The organism is Gordonia sp. p3-SID1431, from assembly GCF_025143765.1.
Classification (GTDB): Bacteria; Actinomycetota; Actinomycetes; order Mycobacteriales; family Mycobacteriaceae; genus Gordonia; species Gordonia hongkongensis.
This window is the reverse complement of the sequence record NZ_JAMBDT010000003.1, coordinates 1-20495: the sequence shown is the minus strand read 5'-3', so window position 1 is coordinate 20495 and position 20495 is coordinate 1. Positions and strand designations below refer to the sequence as shown.

The 20495-nt window shown below is 67.4% G+C and carries 19 protein-coding genes; 9 read left to right on the top strand and 10 right to left on the bottom strand.

Going from position 1 to position 20495, the window contains the following annotated elements:
• Positions 1–17 precede the first annotated feature (17 nt).
• The 4 genes from M4D77_RS01645 to M4D77_RS01630 form a co-directional block, all read right to left on the bottom strand.
• Positions 18–245, bottom strand: a complete 228-nt coding sequence (locus M4D77_RS01645; protein ID WP_254661209.1) for a hypothetical protein — start codon at positions 243–245, stop codon at positions 18–20.
• Positions 246–587: 342 nt separating this feature from the next.
• On the bottom strand, positions 588–1511 hold the full coding sequence (locus tag M4D77_RS01640; protein ID WP_065630310.1) for an adenylate/guanylate cyclase domain-containing protein: 924 nt from the start codon (positions 1509–1511) through the stop codon (positions 588–590).
• Positions 1512–1540: 29 nt separating this feature from the next.
• Complete coding sequence (locus M4D77_RS01635) at positions 1541–2194, bottom strand: TetR/AcrR family transcriptional regulator (protein WP_065630311.1); 654 nt, start codon at positions 2192–2194, stop codon at positions 1541–1543.
• A gap of 90 nt (positions 2195–2284) precedes the next feature.
• Positions 2285–3457, bottom strand: coding sequence for a TetR/AcrR family transcriptional regulator (locus tag M4D77_RS01630; protein ID WP_259935365.1), 1173 nt, complete (start codon positions 3455–3457; stop codon positions 2285–2287).
• 129 nt (positions 3458–3586) lie between these two features.
• Here M4D77_RS01630 and M4D77_RS01625 point away from each other — a divergent pair, with 129 nt between their 5' ends.
• Together M4D77_RS01625 and M4D77_RS01620 are read left to right on the top strand one after the other, a co-directional pair.
• Complete coding sequence (locus tag M4D77_RS01625; RefSeq protein WP_058252264.1) at positions 3587–4798, top strand: acetyl-CoA C-acetyltransferase; 1212 nt, start codon at positions 3587–3589, stop codon at positions 4796–4798.
• A 112-nt stretch (positions 4799–4910) separates the two neighbouring features.
• A complete protein-coding gene (locus tag M4D77_RS01620) occupies positions 4911–7112 on the top strand; it encodes a 3-hydroxyacyl-CoA dehydrogenase NAD-binding domain-containing protein (protein WP_065630312.1) in 2202 nt (733 codons plus the stop codon).
• 149 nt (positions 7113–7261) lie between these two features.
• Here the strand turns inward: M4D77_RS01620 and M4D77_RS01615 are convergent, their stop codons facing one another.
• Positions 7262–7939 carry a slipin family protein gene (locus M4D77_RS01615; protein WP_259935364.1) on the bottom strand — a complete coding sequence of 226 codons (678 nt, stop codon included), beginning with the start codon at positions 7937–7939 and terminating at the stop codon, positions 7262–7264.
• A 657-nt stretch (positions 7940–8596) separates the two neighbouring features.
• On the opposite strand from M4D77_RS01615, the gene M4D77_RS01610 reads away from it, so the two are divergent.
• Complete coding sequence (locus M4D77_RS01610; RefSeq protein WP_254661210.1) at positions 8597–8770, top strand: hypothetical protein; 174 nt, start codon at positions 8597–8599, stop codon at positions 8768–8770.
• Between the two features lie 26 nt (positions 8771–8796).
• Here the strand turns inward: M4D77_RS01610 and M4D77_RS01605 are convergent, their stop codons facing one another.
• Complete coding sequence (locus tag M4D77_RS01605) at positions 8797–9654, bottom strand: alpha/beta fold hydrolase (protein ID WP_211539459.1); 858 nt, start codon at positions 9652–9654, stop codon at positions 8797–8799.
• A 22-nt stretch (positions 9655–9676) separates the two neighbouring features.
• Positions 9677–9970 (bottom strand): helix-turn-helix transcriptional regulator, encoded by a 294-nt coding sequence (locus M4D77_RS01600; RefSeq protein ID WP_259935411.1) that lies wholly within the window; start codon positions 9968–9970, stop codon positions 9677–9679.
• A 146-nt stretch (positions 9971–10116) separates the two neighbouring features.
• On the opposite strand from M4D77_RS01600, the gene M4D77_RS01595 reads away from it, so the two are divergent.
• The 5 genes from M4D77_RS01595 to M4D77_RS01575 are packed head-to-tail and all read left to right on the top strand — an operon-like array spanning position 10117 to position 15065.
• A complete protein-coding gene (locus M4D77_RS01595) occupies positions 10117–11748 on the top strand; it encodes an ABC transporter substrate-binding protein (RefSeq protein WP_259935363.1) in 1632 nt (543 codons plus the stop codon).
• Complete coding sequence (locus M4D77_RS01590; RefSeq protein ID WP_259935410.1) at positions 11730–12824, top strand: ABC transporter permease; 1095 nt, start codon at positions 11730–11732, stop codon at positions 12822–12824. The genes M4D77_RS01595 and M4D77_RS01590 overlap by 19 nt, the downstream gene beginning before the upstream one ends.
• 23 nt (positions 12825–12847) lie before the next feature.
• Positions 12848–13690, top strand: a complete 843-nt coding sequence (locus tag M4D77_RS01585; protein ID WP_259935409.1) for an ABC transporter permease — start codon at positions 12848–12850, stop codon at positions 13688–13690.
• Positions 13687–14451, top strand: a complete 765-nt coding sequence (locus M4D77_RS01580; RefSeq protein WP_259935362.1) for an ATP-binding cassette domain-containing protein — start codon at positions 13687–13689, stop codon at positions 14449–14451. Before M4D77_RS01585 ends, M4D77_RS01580 begins: the two co-directional genes overlap by 4 nt.
• Positions 14448–15065, top strand: coding sequence for an ABC transporter ATP-binding protein (locus M4D77_RS01575; protein WP_259935361.1), 618 nt, complete (start codon positions 14448–14450; stop codon positions 15063–15065). Before M4D77_RS01580 ends, M4D77_RS01575 begins: the two co-directional genes overlap by 4 nt.
• A 120-nt stretch (positions 15066–15185) precedes the next feature.
• Here M4D77_RS01575 and M4D77_RS01570 read toward each other — a convergent pair whose 3' ends face one another.
• On the bottom strand, positions 15186–16142 hold the full coding sequence (locus tag M4D77_RS01570) for a R2-like ligand-binding oxidase (RefSeq protein WP_259935360.1): 957 nt from the start codon (positions 16140–16142) through the stop codon (positions 15186–15188).
• A gap of 402 nt (positions 16143–16544) precedes the next feature.
• Here M4D77_RS01570 and M4D77_RS01565 point away from each other — a divergent pair, with 402 nt between their 5' ends.
• The gene (locus M4D77_RS01565; RefSeq protein ID WP_065630320.1) at positions 16545–17672 is read left to right on the top strand and encodes an NDMA-dependent alcohol dehydrogenase; all 1128 of its coding nucleotides are present in this window, start codon (positions 16545–16547) and stop codon (positions 17670–17672) included.
• A gap of 24 nt (positions 17673–17696) precedes the next feature.
• On the opposite strand, the gene M4D77_RS01560 is transcribed toward M4D77_RS01565, so the two are convergent.
• Positions 17697–18266, bottom strand: a complete 570-nt coding sequence (locus M4D77_RS01560) for a potassium channel family protein (protein ID WP_205333648.1) — start codon at positions 18264–18266, stop codon at positions 17697–17699.
• On the bottom strand, positions 18263–20260 hold the full coding sequence (locus tag M4D77_RS01555) for a M13 family metallopeptidase (RefSeq protein ID WP_259935359.1): 1998 nt from the start codon (positions 20258–20260) through the stop codon (positions 18263–18265). Before M4D77_RS01555 ends, M4D77_RS01560 begins: the two co-directional genes overlap by 4 nt.
• Positions 20261–20495: the final 235 nt, after the last annotated feature.

The following is a 20495-nucleotide window of genomic DNA, read 5'->3' as shown; positions in this document are numbered from 1 at the left end:
TAGCTGGGTGGCACGGTCTACTGGACCGAAAGCAGGACGTTCAGCGGGACCACGTGATCTGTCTGCTGACCCCCGCGGGCGGGGTACGCCACGGCGTCCTTGATGGTGCTTGCACTCGCCTGATCGGTCTCGACGGTGGTGTCTTTGGCGCCGAGCACCAGTTCGGAGAACGAGGACACCGTGCCGGACACATTGGCCAGCGCGGATGCGATCCGTTCGTCGGCACCCGCCGCCACCGCGGACATGTCGCTCGAAGCTCCGCGGAACTGGCCAACGAGCTGGCTGAACGTCGCTGTCGTACCGTCCAGTCCGGCATGGGAGGTGAGCTCCAACGCCATCAGACGGGATGCGCATCTCGAGATCTCCGTCGCTGACGCCCCGACAGCCGCTGGATCGACGATCATGCCCGACAAAATTCCCCCTTTGACTTCGCGAACCACCATAAATGTTCGACGATGACGATAGCCGGGCAGGGCGCAAACAGCGCGCCACCGTCCACAGCCATGAGTCGCTGTGACCGGCGAACCTCAACTCGACCGATGGACTTCGATCGAAGTCCAGGGGTCGAAATGAGGTTCGCCAGTGGGTCAGTCGTTCAGCGGCCCGTCGCGGTGTGCTTCGAGGACACGGGCCTTGAGGTGCTTGTACCCCCGAACGCGCAGTGTCGGTATCGATTTGAGGTAGAAGCGGTCATCACCGCCGAGCTGATCGGCGATCGCGTCGTCGATGAGTGTGGTTCCGGGACGGGCGGATCCGGCGAGGCGGGAAGCGATGTTCACCGGCTCGCCGAAGACGTCTCCGAGCCGGGCGAGGACGGAGCCGCGCGCCATGCCGACCCGCAACGGCGGAAGACTGTCGTCCGTGGAGAGCTGATGGATCTCGAGCGCGGCACTCGCGGCGGCGGGGGCGTCGTCGAAGGTGAACATCACCGCGTCGCCGAGGGTTTTGATGACGCGCCCACCATGATCCACGACCACGTCGAAGGTGTCGTCCTCGAACGAGCCGAGCAGGGACTCCAGGTCGTTCAGATCGATGCGTCGGGAAAGGCTTGTATAGCCGACGATGTCGGCGAATCCGACGATCAGGTCGATCTCCTCGTCGTCGGAGTGATCGGTGTGACGCTCGATCGCCTGCGCCATGTGCCGACGCCAGATGAGTTGCTGGATCTGGCCGAGCGCGAGACTCATCTGGTCGAAGTCCCACGGCACCGCGGGGTCGTCGACGATGTCACGCAGCAGGTCGGCCTCCCACTCCGCGAGCCGGGACATCGTCTGTCCGATGGCCCGGGCCATCGCGATCTGGCTGGTCTCCGGCATCGCCGCCGAGGAGGATGCGAACATCCGGAGCGCGGCGAGGTCGCGATCGGAGAAAACCTTGTCTGAGGACGGTTGACGCACGAAACCGAATGCATTCCAAGCCTTCTCGGCGAAATCAGCGGACAGTCCGAGTTCGGCGACCAGTTCGTCGCGAGTGTAGCGGGGGCGGTCCCGCGCTTCCGAGGCGTCGTTCATCCGATCCGAGTCCCATCTTCGGCGTCGGCTCAGCATAGCGGGCGGGCCGGTGCGGCAGGGTCGGTCTGACGCGCGGAGAGCATCCGCATCGTCGCGTCCGATACCGTGCCGATCACGTCGTCGAGAGACAACGGGCCACCCGGGCGGTACCAGCGCCACACACTCCCCAGGACGCCCAGTACGAGACGCGCCTGGAGCATGGCGTCTCCGTCGACGAAATCGCGGGCGTCCATTCCACGCTTGATCAGGTCTGCCCAGTTGCTCTCGATCTCTGCGACCAGTTCGCGCGACCGGACACGTTCGGCCTCTTCTCCGTTCGACCGGCGAGGAGTACCCAGGATGACCATCTGGTTCTGCACTATTCGCCGCTGCAGGACGTCTACGGGTTCGCCGCGCAGCGATGTTGCGACCGCTGAGCGGAGGGCTTCAACCGGGTCAGGAATACCGGCGGTCCCTGCTCGGAATCGCTCGATCGAATCGCCGAGTTGGTTGCGCATGATGGTCAGAAGACAGTGTGCCTTCGACTCGAAATAGTGGTAGAGCGCTGTCTGTCCGATGCCGACCTCGTCGGCGATGGATGCCCACTTCGTGTGTTCGTAACCGACTGTGCCGAAGTGCTCTGTCGCGACGGTCAGGATCTGCGCGCGCTTGGATCTGGGACCGTCATCCACAGTTACCGACATCGTGACCCTCCCTTGTGCCGGACGTTACAACGTGGACAGCGTCGGGTTCATCTGAGCCGCGACCCGATTCAGCGCACTCCCTCGCGCGGATCAGAGCGCGAGCACGCCCTTCATGAGGTACGCCATCCGCGCGGCGAACTGCGGACTCTCCGAGCCGCGTCGCATGCGCACGGCGTCGTTGACGATCGAGAGCGCCGCGTGCACGGCGACCGCGCCTTGATCGCGCTTGATCTCCGGATCGACTTGCATGAGCAGATCCACCCAGCGCGCCACATAACGTCGCTGCACGTCGACGAGATCGGTGGCGCTCGCTTGTCCGGCGAGCGCGGGGGAGTTGTTGAAGCTCACCGACAGATCCGGGGTGCTGGTGATCACGTCGACATACGAATCGACGAGCGAGGCAAGCAATTTCGCGGGGTCCGAGGTGGCGCCGTAGGCCGCCATCACCCCCGCCTCCAGACGCGCGCCGCTGCGCTGTCCGATGGCGACGAGGATGGCCAGCTTCGACGGGAAATGTTTGTAGACACTGGGACCCGCGATGCCGACGGCGCCGCCGATCTCGTCGACGCCGACGTCGGTGTAACCGCGGTCGGCGAACAACTCGGCGGCGGCGTCGAGGATCTCGTCACGCCGCGAACCGGGCACGGAGGTGAGCGTCGGCGACGTCGCGAACGGCGGTGCCGCGGTGGGGCTCAGGGCGAGAATCCGACGGATGAGCTTCTCGATCTCGCCTCGTGCACGCGCCCCGGACATGCGGGTGTGGTGCACGGTGAGGCTGCCGCTGACGCTCAGCACCGCCCACGCCAACTGCACGGCCTCACGGTCGGTCAGATCCGTGCGCCGGGCGGCGAGCGCCGACGCCCAGTGGCCGATCACCTCGCGGGTGCGGACTGCCACCAGTTTGTTCTGTTCGGTGGTGAGGTAGTTGCTGGTCCACCGCCACAGCGATGCCGCTTGGGGACGCTGGACGGCCAGGTCGCAGACCGTCGAGATCAGCGAGTTCGCGTCGACGCCGTCGGCGAGCGCCCGGTCGGTGCAGGACTCGAGATCGTCGACGCCGGCCAGGACCGCCGCGGCCAGCAGCGACTGCTTGTCGTCGAAATGCCGGTACACCGACGGCGCGGTAACCCCCGCCGAGCGCGCGATGTCGGCCAGCGAGACCTGCGCATACCCACGCTGGAGGAAGAGCGCGGCCGCGGAGTCGACGAGCTGTCGTTTGCGGTCGGCGCCCCTGGTGCGGGTGGCGGGTTTGGGGTCAGGCATGGTGAACAGACCATAGCGCACATTCGACAGAACGCCAGACCTCTTGACCACCGGGTATAGCCAAACTAGTTATTCCGCGTTAGCCTCGGTGGGTAACCAACCAGTGGTTCGTGTGAAAGGAACACTTTCGTGCCTGATCAAGCATTCATCTACGAGGCGATCCGTACGCCTCGTGGCAAGCAGCGCGGCGGTTCGCTGCACAGCGTGAAGCCGGTCGACCTGGTCTCCGGTCTCATCAACGAGGTCCTGTCGCGTCACGGCGGCCTCGATCCGGCCGACGTCAACGACGTCATCCTCGGTGTCGTCTCCCCGGTCGGCGAGCAGGGCGCGGTCATCTCGCGCACCGCCGCCCTCAACAGCGGTCTCCCCGAGACCGTCCCGGGAACCCAGATCAACCGCTTCTGCGCCTCGGGTCTGGAGGCCGTCAACCTGGCCTCGGCCAAGGTCGCCTCCGGCTTCGACGACCTGGTTCTCGCCGGTGGCGTCGAGTCGATGTCGCGCGTCCCGATGGGCAGCGACGGCGGTGCGCTGTTCACCGACCCGGCCACTGCATACGACCACTACATCGTCCCGCAGGGTATCGGTGCCGACCTGATCGCCACCATCGAGGGCTTCTCGCGCGAGGATGTCGACGCCTACGCGGCCGAGTCGCAGGCTCGTGCCGAAAAGGCATGGAACAGCGGCTACTTCACCAAGTCCGTGGTTCCGGTCAAGGACATCAACGGCGTCACCGTCCTCGATCACGACGAGCACCGTCGTCCCGGCTCGACCGTCGAGAGCCTCGGCAAGCTGAAGGCCGCCTTCGCAGCTCTCGCCGACATGGCCGGCTTCGACGACGTCGCGCTGCAGAAGTACCCGAGCGTCGAGAAGATCAACCACGTCCACACCGGTGGCAACAGCTCCGGCATCGTCGACGGTTCGGGCCTCGTGCTCGTCGGCAGCGAGGAGGCGGGCAAGCGCAACGGCCTGACCCCGCGCGCCCGCGTCGTGTCCTTCGCCGAGATCGGCAGCGAGCCCACCATCATGCTCACCGGCCCGACTCCGGCCACCGAGCTGGCGCTGAAGAAGGCCGGCCTGACCGTCGACGACATCGACGTGTTCGAGCTGAACGAGGCCTTCGCCTCGGTCGTCATGAAGTGGATGAAGGATCTGAAGATCCCGCACGAGAAGGTCAACGTGAACGGTGGCGCGATCGCCATGGGTCACCCGCTCGGTGCAACCGGCGCGATGATCTACGGCACCTGCCTCGACGAGCTCGAGCGCACCGGCGGCCGCTACGGCCTGATCACCCTCTGCATCGGTGGCGGCATGGGCGTCGCGACCGTCATCGAGCGTCTCTGACCCTTCGAGGCTCGCTTCGCTCGCTCCTCAGGGGGCGACGGGGCGCGTCGCTTCGCTCGCTCCTCAGGGGGCAGCGATGACCACTTCACGAGAAAGAACTCTGCGAATCACCATGAGTGACAACATGATCAACTGGGAAAAGGACGCCGACGGCGTCGTCATCCTGACCATGGACGACCCCAACCAGGGCGCCAACACGATGAACGCGCTCTACCAGGAGTCGATGGCCGCGACCGTCGATCGCCTGGAGGCCGAGAAGGACGACATCACCGGTGTCGTCCTCACCTCCGCGAAGAAGACCTTCTTCGCCGGCGGCGACCTCAAGGACATGACGAGCGATCGCAGCGGTGTCTCCAAGGAGGAGATCGCCACGCAGATCACCGAGACCACCAACGCCATGAAGAAGGTGCTGCGTCGTCTCGAGACCCTGGGCAAGCCGGTCGTCGCCGCCATCAACGGTGCCGCGCTCGGCGGCGGCCTGGAGATCGCGCTGCACACCCACTACCGCATCGCCGCGGACGTCAAGGGTGTTCAGATCGGCCTGCCCGAGGCGACCCTCGGCCTGCTGCCCGGCGGCGGTGGCGTCGTGCGTACCGTCCGTCTGCTCGGTATCCAGAACGCCCTCATGGGTGTCCTGCTCCAGGGCCAGCGCTTCAACCCGACCAAGGCCAAGGAGACCGGCCTGGTCAACGAGGTCGTCGGCTCCATCGAGGAACTGATCCCCGCCGCGAAGGCATGGATCAAGGAGAACCCCGAGGCTCAGCAGCCGTTCGACGTCAAGGGTTACAAGATCCCGGGCGGTGCCCCCACCAACCCGGCGTTCGCCGCGAACCTCCCGGCTCTGCCGGCCTTGCTGCGCAAGCAGATCAAGGGCGCCAACATGCCGGCTCCGCGCGCCATCCTGGCCGCCGCGGTCGAGGGCGCCTACGTCGACGTCGACACCGCCGACATCATCGAGACCCGCTACTTCGTCTCGCTGGTCACCGGCCAGGTCGCGCAGAACATGATCAAGGCGTTCTTCTTCGACCTGCAGCACATCAACGGCGGCGGCTCGCGCCCCGAGGGTTACGACAAGTTCACCGCCAAGAAGGTCGGCGTCATCGGCGCCGGAATGATGGGCGCGGCAATCGCTTACGTGTCGGCGAAGGCCGGCATCGAGGTCGTCCTCAAGGACATCGACCTCGACGCCGCCAAGCGTGGCAAGGGCTACTCGGAGAAGCTCGAGGAGAAGGCTCTCGCCAAGGGCAAGACCACCCAGGAGAAGAGCGACGCGCTGCTCGCCCGTATCCACCCGACCGTCGACGCCGCCGACTTCAAGGGCGTCGACCTCGTCATCGAGGCCGCCTTCGAGTCGGTCGAGGTCAAGCACAAGGTGTTCCAGGAGATCGAGGACATCGTCGAGCCCGACGCCGTCCTGGGTTCCAACACCTCGACGCTGCCGATCACCATCCTCGCCGAGGGTGTGAAGCGTTCCGAGGACTTCATCGGAATCCACTTCTTCTCGCCGGTCGACAAGATGCCGCTGGTCGAGATCATCAAGGGTGAGAAGACCTCGGATGCCGTGCTGGCCAAGGTCATCGACTACACGCTGGCGATCCGCAAGACCCCGATCGTCGTCAACGACAGCCGTGGCTTCTTCACCAGCCGCGTCATCGGCACCTTCGTCAACGAGGCCATCGCGGCCGTCGGCGAGGGCGTCGAGCCGGCGTTCATCGAGCATGCGGGCACCCAGGCCGGCTACCCGGCCGCGCCGCTGCAGCTCATGGACGAGCTGACCCTGACCCTGCCGCAGAAGATCCGCAAAGAGACCGAGGCAGCGGCCAAGGCCGAGGGCAAGGAACTTCCGCAGCACGGCTCGAACGCGGTCGTCGACTGGATGGTCGAGAACGGCCGCACCGCCAAGAAGGACGGCAAGGGCTTCTACGACTACGACGAGAACGGCAAGCGCACCCAGCTCTGGCCGGGTCTGCGTGAGCACTTCAAGTCGGGCACCACGGAGATCCCGCTCGAGGACATGAAGGAGCGCATGCTCTTCGCCGAGTCCCTCGAGACCGTCAAGTGCTTCGACGAAGGTGTGCTCACCTCGGTCGAGGACGCCAACATCGGTTCGATCTTCGGCATCGGCTTCCCCGCCTGGACCGGTGGTGTCATCCAGTACATCAACGGTTACGAGGGTGGCTTGCCCGGCTTCGTCGCGCGTGCCAAGGAACTCGCGGGCAAGTACGGCAAGCACTTCGAGCCGCCGGCCTCGCTGGTCGAGAAGGCCGAGCAGGGTGTCACCAAGCTGACCAACGAAAACCTCGCTGCGAAGTAGGGATTTCGCTGGGTGACCAGCAGACAACAAGGGCCCCGGCCGGATTCGTTCCGGCCGGGGCTTTTGTTGTGCCAGAACCGTTCCCGCGTCGCCATTTCCATGCCGCTGATCTGATCTGATCAGCGGGACGGAAACGGGACCGCGGGAAGTCAGTCGTCGTCCGGCAGCGCCTCGGCGCCGCCGACGCTGAGGACGACGCGAGCGCCATACGGCACCGCCTCGACGAGGCGCAGCTGCGCCAGCGCCGGGTGGGCATCGAGCAACCGGCCCGCGTTGGCCAGCGCGCGCAGCGCGGCGGTCTCCGCGCGTGCCGCCTCGAGCTTGGCCTGACCGCGGGTCTTCGCCGTGATCACCTCGAGGGCCGCGGTGCGGACCTCGGCCGGGACGATGACGTCGCGAATGACGACCTCGAGAACCTCCAGACCGACGGTGCCGGCTACCTCGGCAGCCGCGGCGCGGATCGGCGTGACGTCGACGGCTTCGCCGCGACGGACGAGGTCGTCCGAACCCACGCCGGCGCAGACCTCGCGCAGCGCGACCTGCGCGGCCAGGTAGACCGCGCCGATCGGGTCGGCAGACCGCTCGACGAAGGCCACCGCGTCGATCACGCAGGCGCGCAACGTCATCGAGACACGGACCGACATGGAGTCGGCGGTGAGTACCTCCTGCGGCGCGACGGGGATCAGTCGCTCACGCAGGTCGATGTCGAACGTGGCGTCAGGCTTGCGCACACGGTGGCGGCCGGCGGGCAGGGCCTGGACGGCGGTACCGCGGTAGGCCAGCACGGTGTGACCCGGCGAGACGGTGATTCGGTTGTGGAACAGCATGATGATCCTCCTTCCGTTGCGTCGCAATGCTTGTCGGGTCGGGTATGGGTTCGGATGGCGACACCGCTCGCGGGTGGACCAGCCGGTGGGGTGCGCCGCGGAGTCGCGGACGACTCGGACGACGACCACAAGATCGGCCGGCCCGTGCTCCCGGGAGCGGTGCCATGTCAGGACTCGAACCTGCTCGGGATGTATCCCTTGCCATCTGAAGGCGGACGAGGATTCCGACGCGCAGAAACACTTCGCGGTACCCCGCTCCGGTCTGCTGGTCCTCGTGCCGAACGGGAACTATGCCAGCGTCGGATGCTGGGGCGCAACGGAATTAACGAGCGTCGATCGCTGGTCCCTGAGGAGCGAGCGCAACTACTGCTCCCTGAGGTGCGCGCGCAACCCCTGCTCCCTGAGGTGCGAGCGAAGCGAGCCACGAAGGGTCGTCGCGACTCGTCTCACTGAGCCCTTCGTGGCTCGTCGCTTGCGCTCCTCGCACCTCAGGGAGCAATAGTTCAGTCGCTCGTCGCTCGTCGCTGGAGCTCCTCGCACCTCAGGGAGCAATGGTTGTGTCGTTCTTCGGATCAGGGACCAGGATGAGTCGGTGATTCTTTCGGGCCAGGGGGGCGGGGATGGAACCGTAGGGGGTCGTCGCACGTCCAAGTGCGCGTGATCCCGATACCCACTGATCGTTCCGGCCTCATCCTGCGCGAGCACGCGATGCGTGCCGGACTCTCCGACGCCGACCTCGACGAGGCGGTGACCCGCGACCACCTGGTGTGTCTGGGTCCCGGTGTGTTCGCGCTCGCGGTGGGGTACCTGTTGTGGTCGCGGGGGGCTTGACCGGGAGAACCTCTCCCACATCGATGTCACCGGGCGAGGAAGGCCCCCACCGTCGCCTCGAACGCAGCCTTGGCCTCGATCATCACCCAGTGCCCGCACCTCGGGAAGATGTGCAGCTCGGCGTCGGGGATGAGGCGCATCGGGACCATCGCCATGTCGGGTGGGCTGACACGGTCGTCGCGGCCCCAGGTCAGCAGCGTCGGGCAGGCGACCTTGTGCATCGACGCCCAGTACGGCGGGTTGTCGGACGCGGCCATGAACTGCTGCTGCATCTCGAATGCGGCCGAGCCGTACATCATCTGCGCCGTCTTCTGCGCGTCGGGATTGATGGCGGCCTCCCAGCGCTCGGCGATCAGTTCCTCGGTGACCAGGGCGCGGTCGAAGACCATCGAGGTGAGCCAGCGGACGAGCTTGTCCTTGTCCGGGGCGTCGGTGAACTCCTGCAGGAGTCGGAGGCCCTCACTGGGGCTGGGGCTGAACACATTCGGGCCGACGCCGCCGATGGTCACGAGCTTCTCGACGCGCTCGGGCTTCTTGATCGCCAGGTTGACGCCGACGACGCCGCCCATCGAGTTGCCGATCATCGCGGCCTTGTCGATGCCGAGCGCGTCCATGAACCGGATGACCGAACCGCCGGCGGTCAGCACCGGGTGGCCTTCGACGGCGTCGCTGACGCCGAAGCCGGGGAACTCGAGAACGAAACAATGGTGCGTCTGCGCGAAGTGTCCGAGGTTCCCGCGGTAGTTGCGCCAGCCGGTCACGCCGGGGCCGGACCCGTGCAACAGGATCAACGGCGGCGCGTCGGCGTCACCGGCCTCGTGATAGCGCAGCGTGCCCTGGTCGGTCGTCAGTTCCCGTTTGGTCGCATCGAAGGTGACATCCACGTCGACCAGACTAGAACGTGTTCTAATCCGTTGTCACCGGGTGGGCGCGATCCGGCCGATCCGCTGAGGTCAGATGCCCGACCCCGATGATGTCGTGCAGGATGCGGTGCACGATCGCGTCGCCGACCACCTCGTAGTGGACCATCCGGCCGGCCTTCTCCGAGCGGACCCACCCCTGGTCGCGCAGTTTGCGGATCGACTGCGACGCGGCGTTCTCAGTGATGCCGATGCGGGTGGCGAGCTCGGCCACGGTCGACCCCGGGTGGGCATGCATCTCCGCGACGAGCCGGAGCCGATTCGGATCGCTGAGCAGCATGAACCGTGCAGCCCAGGAGTCCGCGTCAAACGAGTCTGGGTCGAAGTCGGTCACCGGCTCTCCTCGTCCTCTCGGGTTGCTGCAGGTATACCGCCCATCGTTCACCGCCGCCCCCGGTGGCGGCAAATGTGTGTCTGGGAGAACATATGTCCGTGCACACAGATGTAGGGGGAGCGTCGTCGGTCGTTCGCGGAGTCGCCACGGCCGGAGCTGCTGTGCTGCTCGCGACTGTCGTACTCGCCGGCTGCTCGGCGCCGGATCAGCCCAGGGTGGCCGATCAGATCGTGCTCGGGGAGGGCCACGCGCTCGGTGACTTCAACCCGATGCTGGGCTACGCGCAGCTCGGTGTCTCACCCGTCTACGACGGCTTGCTCGTCCCCGCCGCGGACGGCGACGACCGTGTTCCCGACCTCGTCCCGGCCCTGGCCGAGTCCCGGCCCGAGCGCGTCGCGCCGCGGACGTGGCGGGTGCCGCTCAAGAGCGGCATCTCGTTCTCCGACGGCACCGATTTCGACGCCGCCGACGTCGTCGCGACGTATCGGGCGGTCGTCGACCCGCGGGTGGCGTCGTCGATCTCCACCGACTTCGCGCCGATCGTCGCGGTCGAGGCCGACGGGCCGCGGGCGGTGACGGTCCGGATGAACACCGACGCCGATCCGTCGCCCTACCTCCTGGTGGGCGTCGTACCGTCGGAACGGGTGGAGGACGCGCCGGCCGCGGAGTGGGCGCTGAACACCGAACCGGTGGGCACTGGGGCCTACCGGCTGGAATCGCTCGAACCCGACCAGGCCGTTTTCGTTGCGCGTGAGGATCATTGGGGCAATCGGCCCGCGGTGCAGCGCCTCGTCTACACCCACGTGCCCGACGACAACACCCGCGCACAGCGGATCGCGGCCGGCGAGATCGACGGCGCGAATCTGCCGCCGAGACTCGCCGAAGGCCTCGAGGGCCGTGACGGCATCGACGTGATCTCGGTGAAATCCGCTGACTGGCGCGGCATCTCGCTGCCGAGCACGAACCCCTTCACCGCCGATCCGGCGGCGCGCCTCGCCATGAACCTGGCGGTCGACCGGCAGGCCGTCGTCGACGATGTGCTCACCGGCGACGGCGAACCCGCGAGCACCCCGGTCGCTCCGGTGTACGGGGCGAGCGTCTACGACGAGCGCGCGCAGTTCGAGTTCGACGCCGACGGTGCGAGGGCGGCACTCGACGCCGCGGGGTGGCGGACGGGCGCCGACGGCGTACGTGTCCGCGGCGCCGATCGCGCATCGTTCCCGCTTCTCTACAACGCGCAGGACACCCTTCGCCGCGACCTCGCGGTCGCGTTCGCGGCGGCGATGAAACCGATCGGCGTCGAGGTGCTCACCCGCGGTACCAGCTGGGACGACATCGACTCCGAATTGTCGACGGCAGCAGTGGTTCTGGGTGGGGGAGCGACGCCCTACAGCATCGACTCGCAGATCTACGACACGCTGCACACCCGGTTTCCGGACTCGTCGCCGTACTCCAACCCCGGTGACCTCACCGCCCCCGGGCTGGACGCGCTGCTCGACGAGGCCCGCGCGAGCGCGCCCGGGCCGGACAACGACCTGCGCTACCAACGCATCCAGCAGGTCTATGCGGCCCAGCCGTCCTACGTCTTCCTGGCCTTTCTCCACCACACCTATGCCGTCCGCGGCGAGGGCTGGCGGCACGACGCACCGATTCTGGAGCCCCATTCGCACGGGGTGACCTGGGGTCCGTGGTGGAACATCCCGTCCTGGCAGCCGGTTTCGTGACCGCGCTCACCTCGTCGGTAGGGTCTGCACGCGAAATCGACGCGGACGATCGCCCCCGGCTCGACCGGCCTCGGCGTGCGCGATCGCGTGGACGCGACTCGCGGGTGCGCCGCGCCGGCCGGCTCCTGCTCCGGCGCGTCCTACTGATGATCCCCACGACGATCCTGGTGTCGCTGGGGATCTTCGCCGTCGCCGCGGCGTCGCCCTTCGATCCGCTCACCGCGCATCTCGGTGACGACTACCAGTCGGCGACCCCCGCCCAGCGGGAGGCGATCGCGGCCGCATACGACCTGGACCAGCACTGGCTGAGCGCCTGGTGGAACTGGTGGGTCGCGCTCTTCCATGGCGATCTGGGCTGGTCGTCGACCCAGGGTCAGGCGGTGGGAGATGTGATTGCGCAACGACTTCCGTTCACCCTCGGGATGTCGGCGGCCGCGCTGGTGTCCGCCGCGCTGATGGCCGTCGTCGGCGGTGCCGTCATCGGCATGCGGCGGGGAGGGCTGTCGGATCGGGCGTGTACGGCGCTGGCGGCCATGCTGGCCGCGACCCCACCGTTCGTGGTGTCGCTCGTGCTGGTCAGCACCTTCGCGGTCGCGCTCGGCTGGTTCCCGACCTCCGGCGCCCGACGCCCCGGCGACGACTACTCGCTCGACGGGCTGGTCACCCATGCCGTGTTGCCGTACCTGGCCCTGACGGTGTCGATGGTTCCGTGGTTGCTCCTGACCATGCGCGCGGCCGTCGTCGAGGCCACCGGTTCGGACGCGGTGCGGGCCGCCCGTGCCCGTGGCGTGAACGGGTGGACGCTGCTGCGAGGACACGTGGTTCCGGTGTCGGTGCTGCCAACACTCGCACTCCTCGGGACCCGGCTGCCCGAACTCATCGCCGGCGCGGCCATCGTCGAGACCGTGTTCGGATGGCCGGGTCTCGCCGAAGCCCTGGTCGATTCGGCCGTCGCCCTGGACTTCTCGTTGCTCGCTGCACTCGCCATCGGTTCGGCCGTGCTCGTCCTCCTCGGGTCGGCGCTGTCCGACGCGGCGGCGGTGGCGATCGATCCGCGGATCGGACTGACCGCGTGACGACGATGGGTGGCGCGTCGACGATGCAGCTGACGAGCCCTCGGGCGACGGTCGGTCACCGCCTGGCCCTCGTCGCGCCGTGGGTGATGCTGGCAGTTCTGGTCGTGACGGCGGTCGGGTGGCCCGTGGTCGCAGGCGACCAGACCGCCGATTTCGCTCGTTCACTGCTGCCGCCGGGTGCTGAGGCGGCGCTCGGGACCGATCATTCCGGGTACGACCTCCGCGTCAGAACCGCCGAAGGACTGCGGATCTCGCTGCTGATCGCCGCCGCGTGCGCGGTCCTGGCAACGGCCCTGGGCGTCATCGTGGGCCTGGGCGCGGTGACGGTCGGCGGGTGGTTCGACGCCGTGATCATGCGCGTCGTCGACGGCGTCAACGCGTTGCCCCATCTGGTCGTCGGCGTCGTCATCGCTGCGATGTGGCGAGGCGAGCCGGTCGCGATCATCGCGTCGATAGCCCTGACCCACTGGCCCGCCGTGGCGCGGGTGGTGCGCGCCGAACTACTGGAGGCGATGTCGTCGGGGTGGGTGGAATCGGCCCGGCTGGCCGGCGCATCCCGCACGTTCATCGCGGTGCGTCACCTCGCGCCCGCGGTGAGCGGACAGGTACTGGTGGTGATGACAGTGCTGCTGCCCCATGCGGTCTGGCACGAGACGACGCTGTCGTTCCTGGGCGTCGGACTCTCCCCGGATGCCGCGAGCCTGGGCACGCTCCTCGGTCAGGCGCGCGGTGACATCCTCACCGGTGCGTGGTGGACGCTGGTGGTGCCGGGCGTCGCCCTGATGGTCACTGCTCTTGCGTGCGCGGCCGCGGCGTCGTCGCTGCGCCGAGCCACGTTGCCGCCGGCCGGTGAGGTGTGGCGATGAGTGCTGGACTCGACGGGGTCACGGTCGACATCGTGACCCGAAGCGGATGGAACCGGTCGGCGGTCCGGGTCCTCGACGACGTCACGTTGCCGTTGCCCGCGGGGACGCTGACCGCTCTCGTGGGCGAGTCCGGCTGCGGTAAGTCGATGGTCGCGGCGGTGCTGTCCGGCCTGCTCCCGCCAGGCGCTGAGGTGACCGGGCGCCTGCGGGTCGGCGGCCAGGAGTTCACCGACCACCAACTGCTCGGGGACGACCGTCGGTGGCGCGAGGTCCGCGGGCGTCGCGTCGGCTTCGTGCCTCAATCGGTGGCCACCTCCTTCACCCCGGTGCGTAGCGTCGGAGCCCAGCTCGACGAGGTGATCGGCATCCTGGGCGGCACGCAGGACGCCGTCGAGCTGTGCCGGCGCGCACGACTCGACCCCGACGCGCTCCGGTTGTATCCCCACGAGCTGTCCGGCGGCATGGCACAGCGCGCCGCGATCGCCGCGGCCCTGGCCGGCGACCCGGACACGATCGTCGCCGACGAGCCCACCTCCGCACTCGACGCCGAACTCGCCGCCGACATCTGGGAACTCCTCGCCGACACCGCACGGCGCGGCGCCGCGGTCCTCGTGATCACGCATGACGTCGAGACGATGCGCCGCGGGTGCGATTCGGTGGCCGTCATGCGGGCGGGGCGGGTCGTCGACCACAGCCGTCTCGATCAGATCGCCGACTCCGACGACGCCTATGTCGCCGGGTTCTTCGAGAGGGTGCCGTGACCACGGGAGACCTCCTCGTCGGGACGGGACTCACGGCGCGCTTCGGGGACGCGGTGGTGTTCGACGCGCTCGACGTCGGCGTGGCGGCCGGGTCGGTGACCGGCGTGGTGGGGCGATCGGGGAGTGGCAAGACGACGCTGCTGCGCATCCTCGCCGGGCTGAGCGCACCGGCCGAGGGATCGGTCGAGTGGTGCGGCGACCGGCGGCGTCCCGGGGATGTCGGCCTGCTCGCCCAGCATCCGCGGTTGGTGACCAACCCGCGGTGGACGCTGCGCCGGATCGTCGCCGAACCCGCGACGATCGCGCGACGCGACTGTGACGTCGAGAGTGCCGCGATGCGCGTCGGACTCGATCCGGCGCTGCTCGACCGCTATCCCGCACAGGTCAGTGACGGTCAACTGCAGCGCGCGTGCCTCGCGCGGCTCGTGGTGCAGCAACCGCGGGTCGTGCTGTGCGACGAACCGACCGCGATGCTCGATCCGATCGCGTCCCGCGCCGTGGCCTCGCTGCTCGACGACCTCGTCGCCGCCGGGGCCGGTCTGCTGCTGGTGAGCCACGACCGGCGGCTGGTGGAGTCGCGCAGCCGGGATGTCGTCGACCTCGATCGGCGCTGACGTCCGGCCGGATGGGTCACCAGGTGGCTTCGACTCGGCGCCTCGACCTCGACGCGCTCCTTCGTCGCTTGCTCGGCCCGGCGGCTCCGCTCGGTGCCGGCTCAACCAGCAGGGGGACTGTCACATCTGCAGGCGGATGGCGTCGTCCTCGCCGAACTGGTCTTCGAGGACCTCGGGGGAGTAGTCGAGGTCGATCTCGGCGACCGGGCGCCCCCGGGCGGACTCGATGGCGGACAGCCGGCGCTGGGCGCGGTCGGCGGCATAGGCGAGGAACTCGTCGTTGTCGAGGCCGAAGGGTTGGACCTCGAACTGCTGGTTGACCCACTCGATCATGCCCAGGGCGAGCGGCAGCAGCTCGTTCATGCGTTCGCCGACGACGTCCCAGAGCGAGTCATCGGCCGCCACGTGCCGGCGGCACGTGAAGGTTCCCCACGCCATGTGCCGGCGCTCGTCGTCGCCGATGAACCGGATCAGCTTCTGCATCCCGGGGAAGATCCCGTGCTGGGTACAGACCTTCTGCCACGCGTGGTAGCCGGTGAGTGCCAGGCTGCCCTCGATCACGTGGTTGTAGGTGACGCTGGCGCGGATCTGGTTCCGTGGCGACGGGTCGTGGTCGAGGATGTGCAGGGACGCCGGCAGCTCCTCGTAGAACAGCTGGTGGTAGTAGGGATTCGCGCTGACGAAGTTCTGGAGGTCGCCGGTGAGGCCGACGGCGTCCATCCATCGCCGGAACACCTGGGTGTGCTTGGCCTCCTCGAAGCAGAACTGCGACAGGTACATCTCGTCGCCGAAGCGGCCCTCGGTCGCCATCGCCTTCATGAACGGCTGGATGTCCTGGGTGACCGCTTCCTCGCCGGCGATGAACTGACTCACCAGATAGGTGGCGCTCCGGCGCTGCTCGTCGGTGAGCTCCGCCCAGTCCTGAGCGTCCTGCGAGAAGTCGATGGCGACCGGGTCCCAGAACCGGGCGTTGCCTTTCACGAAGAGCCGCAACGGAAACGAGTCCCAGTTGAGACCGCCTTGTCGCAATGACGAGAAGTCCTGCCGGCCCTCCGCTTTGTGTTCGATGAGAGTCATGAGATCACCAGCCAGACACTTCGGAAGTGGAATACCCCGACGCTAACCCGTTCCTCGATCCGCAGACATGAGATCGGCCAACTCTGTTGTCGTCGAGGTACTTTGCGGTGTGGTGCCGACCGGCCGGCGCCGTCGTCGCGTCGGACCCGTGGTCGTCGACCGTGCGGCCTCGTTCGTCGACTGTGCGCCTTTGCCGTCGACTGTGCAGCGGTTCCCGGCCGCCGGGACAGCGGTCGCCGCGCCACAGAATCCTCGGCTGGAACGTCACCCCCAATCCTGTGCCATGGATTGCGTGAAACGCCTGCGAAGGTGTCATCGGTGGACCACCATGTGATCTACGTCGCATAAGCAGACGGCGATATCTGACGCCCCGATTCGGGGTAGCACGAGCGAGGAGCACGAATGAAGACCAAAGGTGCAGTTCTGCGCAATCCGGGCGAAGAGTGGAAGATCGAGGAGTTCGAGCTCGGTGATCCGGTCGCGGGTGAAGTCCAGGTCAAACTCGTCAGCTCGGGTCTGTGCCACTCGGATCACCACCTGCGGACCGGCGACAGCCCGGCACCCATGCCGGTACTCGGTGGTCACGAGGGCGCCGGCATCGTCACCAAGGTGGGCCCGGGTGTCACCCGCCTCAAGGAGGGTGACCACGTCGTCACCGCCTTCATCCCCGCGTGCGGCACGTGCGAGCCGTGCTCACGCGGTCAGCAGAACATCTGCGACGAGGGCGCGCGTCTCCTGACCGGCCTGTCCATCGCCGACGACACGAATCGCGCGTACACCCACGACGGGGTGCCCCTGGTGCAGATGTGCATGCTCGGCACCTTCGCCCCGTACATCACGGTCAATCAGGCGTCGCTGGTCAAGATCGAGGACGACATCCCCCTCCAGACGGCTGCGCTGCTCGGTTGCGGTGTGGCGACCGGCTGGGGTTCGGCCGTCGAGATCGGCGGCACCCACGCCGGTGACACCGTGGTGGTCGTGGGCATCGGTGGTGTCGGTATCAACTCGGTGCAGGGTGCCGCGGCGGCCGGTGCGCGCAACGTCATCGCCGTCGATCCGGTGCCGTTCAAGTTGCAGATGGCCGAAAAGCTGGGTGCGACACACACGTTCCCGTCGATGGAGGCGGCGCTCGAGGCGATCGGTGACATCACCTGGGGCAAGATGGCCAATACGACCATCCTCACGGTGGGTGAGATCGACGGGTCGATGATCGCCCCGGCTCTGGCGCTCACCGGCAAGGCGGGGCAGGTCGTCGTCGTGGGCATGGGCAACTTCGCCTCGATGGACGCTCAGATGAACCTCTTCGATCTCACCCTCATGCAGAAGCGCGTGCAGGGCGCCATCTTCGGCGGTGCGAGCCCCCGCACGCAGGTCCCGGCGCTCCTGAACGAGTACCGGGCCGGCAAGCTCAACCTCGACGACCTGGTGACCAACACCTACCGACTCGACCAGATCAACGAGGCCTACGACGACATGCTGGCGGGTAACAACATCCGCGGCATGATCGTCTACGGCGACGACGACTACTGAGCCTGACCGTTCAGCGACGCCAGGTCACCGTCCGGTGGCCTGGCGTCGCTGGTTCACCAGCAGATTGAGGAAGCGCACGCCCAGGCCGAGGAGCAGCAGGGTGCTCGCCATCTGGATCGACACCGCGACGCGCGCACCCTGCGAATCCGGCGCGATGTCGCCGAAACCCGTCGTGGTGAACACGGTGAGGCAGAAGTACAGGGCGTCGATCCGGGTGAGCGACGCGTTGAAACTGCCGGGATCGTATTCGGAGAACAGGAAGTACGTCGTCGCGAACGCGACGATGTAGAACCCGGCCAGCGCCACCAGCATCTCCATCGCGGTCGCGACGGGCCGGTCGGAGCCGGCGAACTTGCGGACCTCCCAGACACAGAACGCGATCAGCAGCGCGGCCCCGACTACGAGGCCGAGATAGTTCAGGTCGCTCTCTTTGTCGATGGGCAGCAGGAAGTATCCGGCGAGCAGGACGACGGCGGCTCCGATCGGTCGCAGCAGGGCGACCGTGAGTTCGCGTCCCCGGACCAAACCCAGTGATGCGGCCGTACCCGGCGGACCCTCGTCGCGCGGACCGGGTCCGCCGGGCACGTCGTTCACCAGATCCGCACGCGTTCGGCGGGGTCCAGGTACAGCGAGTCCCCGGGCTTGACGTCGAAGGCCTCGTAGAACGCGTCCATGTTGCGGACGACGCCGTTGCACCGGAACTCCGGCGGCGAATGCGGGTCGATCGAGAGGCGTCGGATGGCTTCGGCATCCCGGGTCTTGGTCCGCCAGATCTGCGCCCAGCTGTAGAACACGCGCTGTGTTCCGGTCAGGCCGTCGATGATCGGCGGTTGGGCCCCGCTCGCCTCGTTCGCGATCTGGTACGCGACGAGTCCGATCGACAACCCGCCGAGGTCACCGATGTTCTCACCGATGGTGAAGTCGCCGTTGACCTTGTGCTCGGGATCGAGTCCGGTCGGGGTGAACTCACCGTATTGGTCGATGAGTTTGCGTGTCCGCGAGGAGAACTCGGTCCGGTCGGTGTCGGTCCACCAGTCGACGAGGTTGCCGTCGCCGTCGTACTTCGCGCCCTGATCGTCGAATCCGTGCCCGATCTCGTGACCGATGACCGCGCCGATGCCGCCGTAGTTGACCGCGTCGTCGGCGTCGGGGTCGAAGAACGGCGGCTGCAGGATCGCGGCCGGGAACACGATCTCGTTCATGCCGGGGTTGTAGTAGGCGTTGACCGTCTGCGGCGTCATGAACCATTCGTCGTGGTCGACCGGTGAGCCGATCTTGGCGAACTCGCGGTCCTGCTCGAACGACGCGGACCGGGCGACGTTCCCGATGAGGTCGCCGCGGTCGACGCTCAACGAGCTGTAGTCGCGCCACTTGGCCGGGTAGCCGATCTTGGGGGTGAACTTGCCGAGCTTGACCAACGCCTTCTCCCGAGTCTCGGGAGTCATCCACGGTAGCTCGGAGATGTTGCGGCGGTAGGCCTCGACCAGGTTGGCGATCAGCTCGTCCATCCGTGCCTTGGCCTCGGGCGGGAAGTGCTTGGCCACATAGAGTTTGCCGACCGCGAATCCCATCGCGGCCTCGACGAACCCGACGCCCCGCTTCCACCGGTCGCGGTTGGCCTCCGCGCCGGTCAGGATGCGGCCGTAGAAGTCGAAGTTCTCGTCGACGAACGGTGCGGACAGGTACGACGCGGCCGAATGCACGAGACGCCAGGTCAGCCAGGTCTTCCACTCGTCGAGGGGGCGATCCGTGAGGAGGCCGGCGACGCCCGACAGGAACGACGGCTGCGCGACGACGACCTCGGCGAAGGTCGCGTCACCGCTGGTGCCGAGTCCGCCGAACCACTCCGAAAACGGGAAACCGTCTGCGGTGGTGCTCAACTCGTCGAGCGACATGAGGTTGTAGGTGAGCTCGGCATCGCGGCGTCGGACCACGTCCCAGTGCTGAGCCGCGATGGCGGTCTCGAGGTCGAGGACCGTCGCGGCCCGGGCGGCGGCGTCGTCGAATCCGGCGAGCGCGAACATGCGCTCGACGTGCGCGACGTACGCCGTCCTGGTGTCGGCGTGCTTGTCCTCCCGGTAGTAGGACTCGTCGGGAAGTCCGAGACCGGACTGCGTCAGGTGCACGAGGTATCGGTCTGACTGCTTCGCATCCGTGTCGACGTAGTAACCGAACAGGCCACCGGTGCCGTGGCGCTGTAACCGTCCGATCCGGCGGGCGAGCGCCTCGAGCGAGTCGATGGCCGCGATCTTCTCCAGTTCGCCGGTGATCGGGCCGATCCCGAGGGCCTCGATGTGGTCGGTGTCCATGAACGACGCGTACAGGTCGCCGATCTTCTGCTCGTCGGAACCGCTCTCCGGGTTCGACGAGGCGCAGTCGGTGATGATGTCGCGCACGTTCTCCTCGGAGTTGTCGCGCAGCACGTGGAATGCGCCGTCGACGGAACGGTCGTCGGGGATGACGTGCGACTCGAGCCACTTGCCGTTGACGTGAGCGAACAGGTCGTCCTGGACGCGGACGGAATCGTCGACCCACTCGAGGTCGAGTCCGGAGCTGAGGTCGGTATTCGATGCAGTCACGCGCTCCATCCTGTCACCGGATCGTCTATTCGTCAGCCGCCTCCGCCGTGGGCGAAATCGGAGAGTCCCTGGTCGTTGCCGGGCGAGAGCTTCGTGACGGCCTGGAGCGTCTCACCCCGCCCCCTGAGCCTGAATCCGTGGAAGGGGTTCAGGTGGGTGGGGTTGGGGCGCGTGATCGCCTGATTGTGTTGTGGGCGTGTGGTATTCGCTGACCTGTGTCAGCCTTTTCACTGGGGTTCCTTGG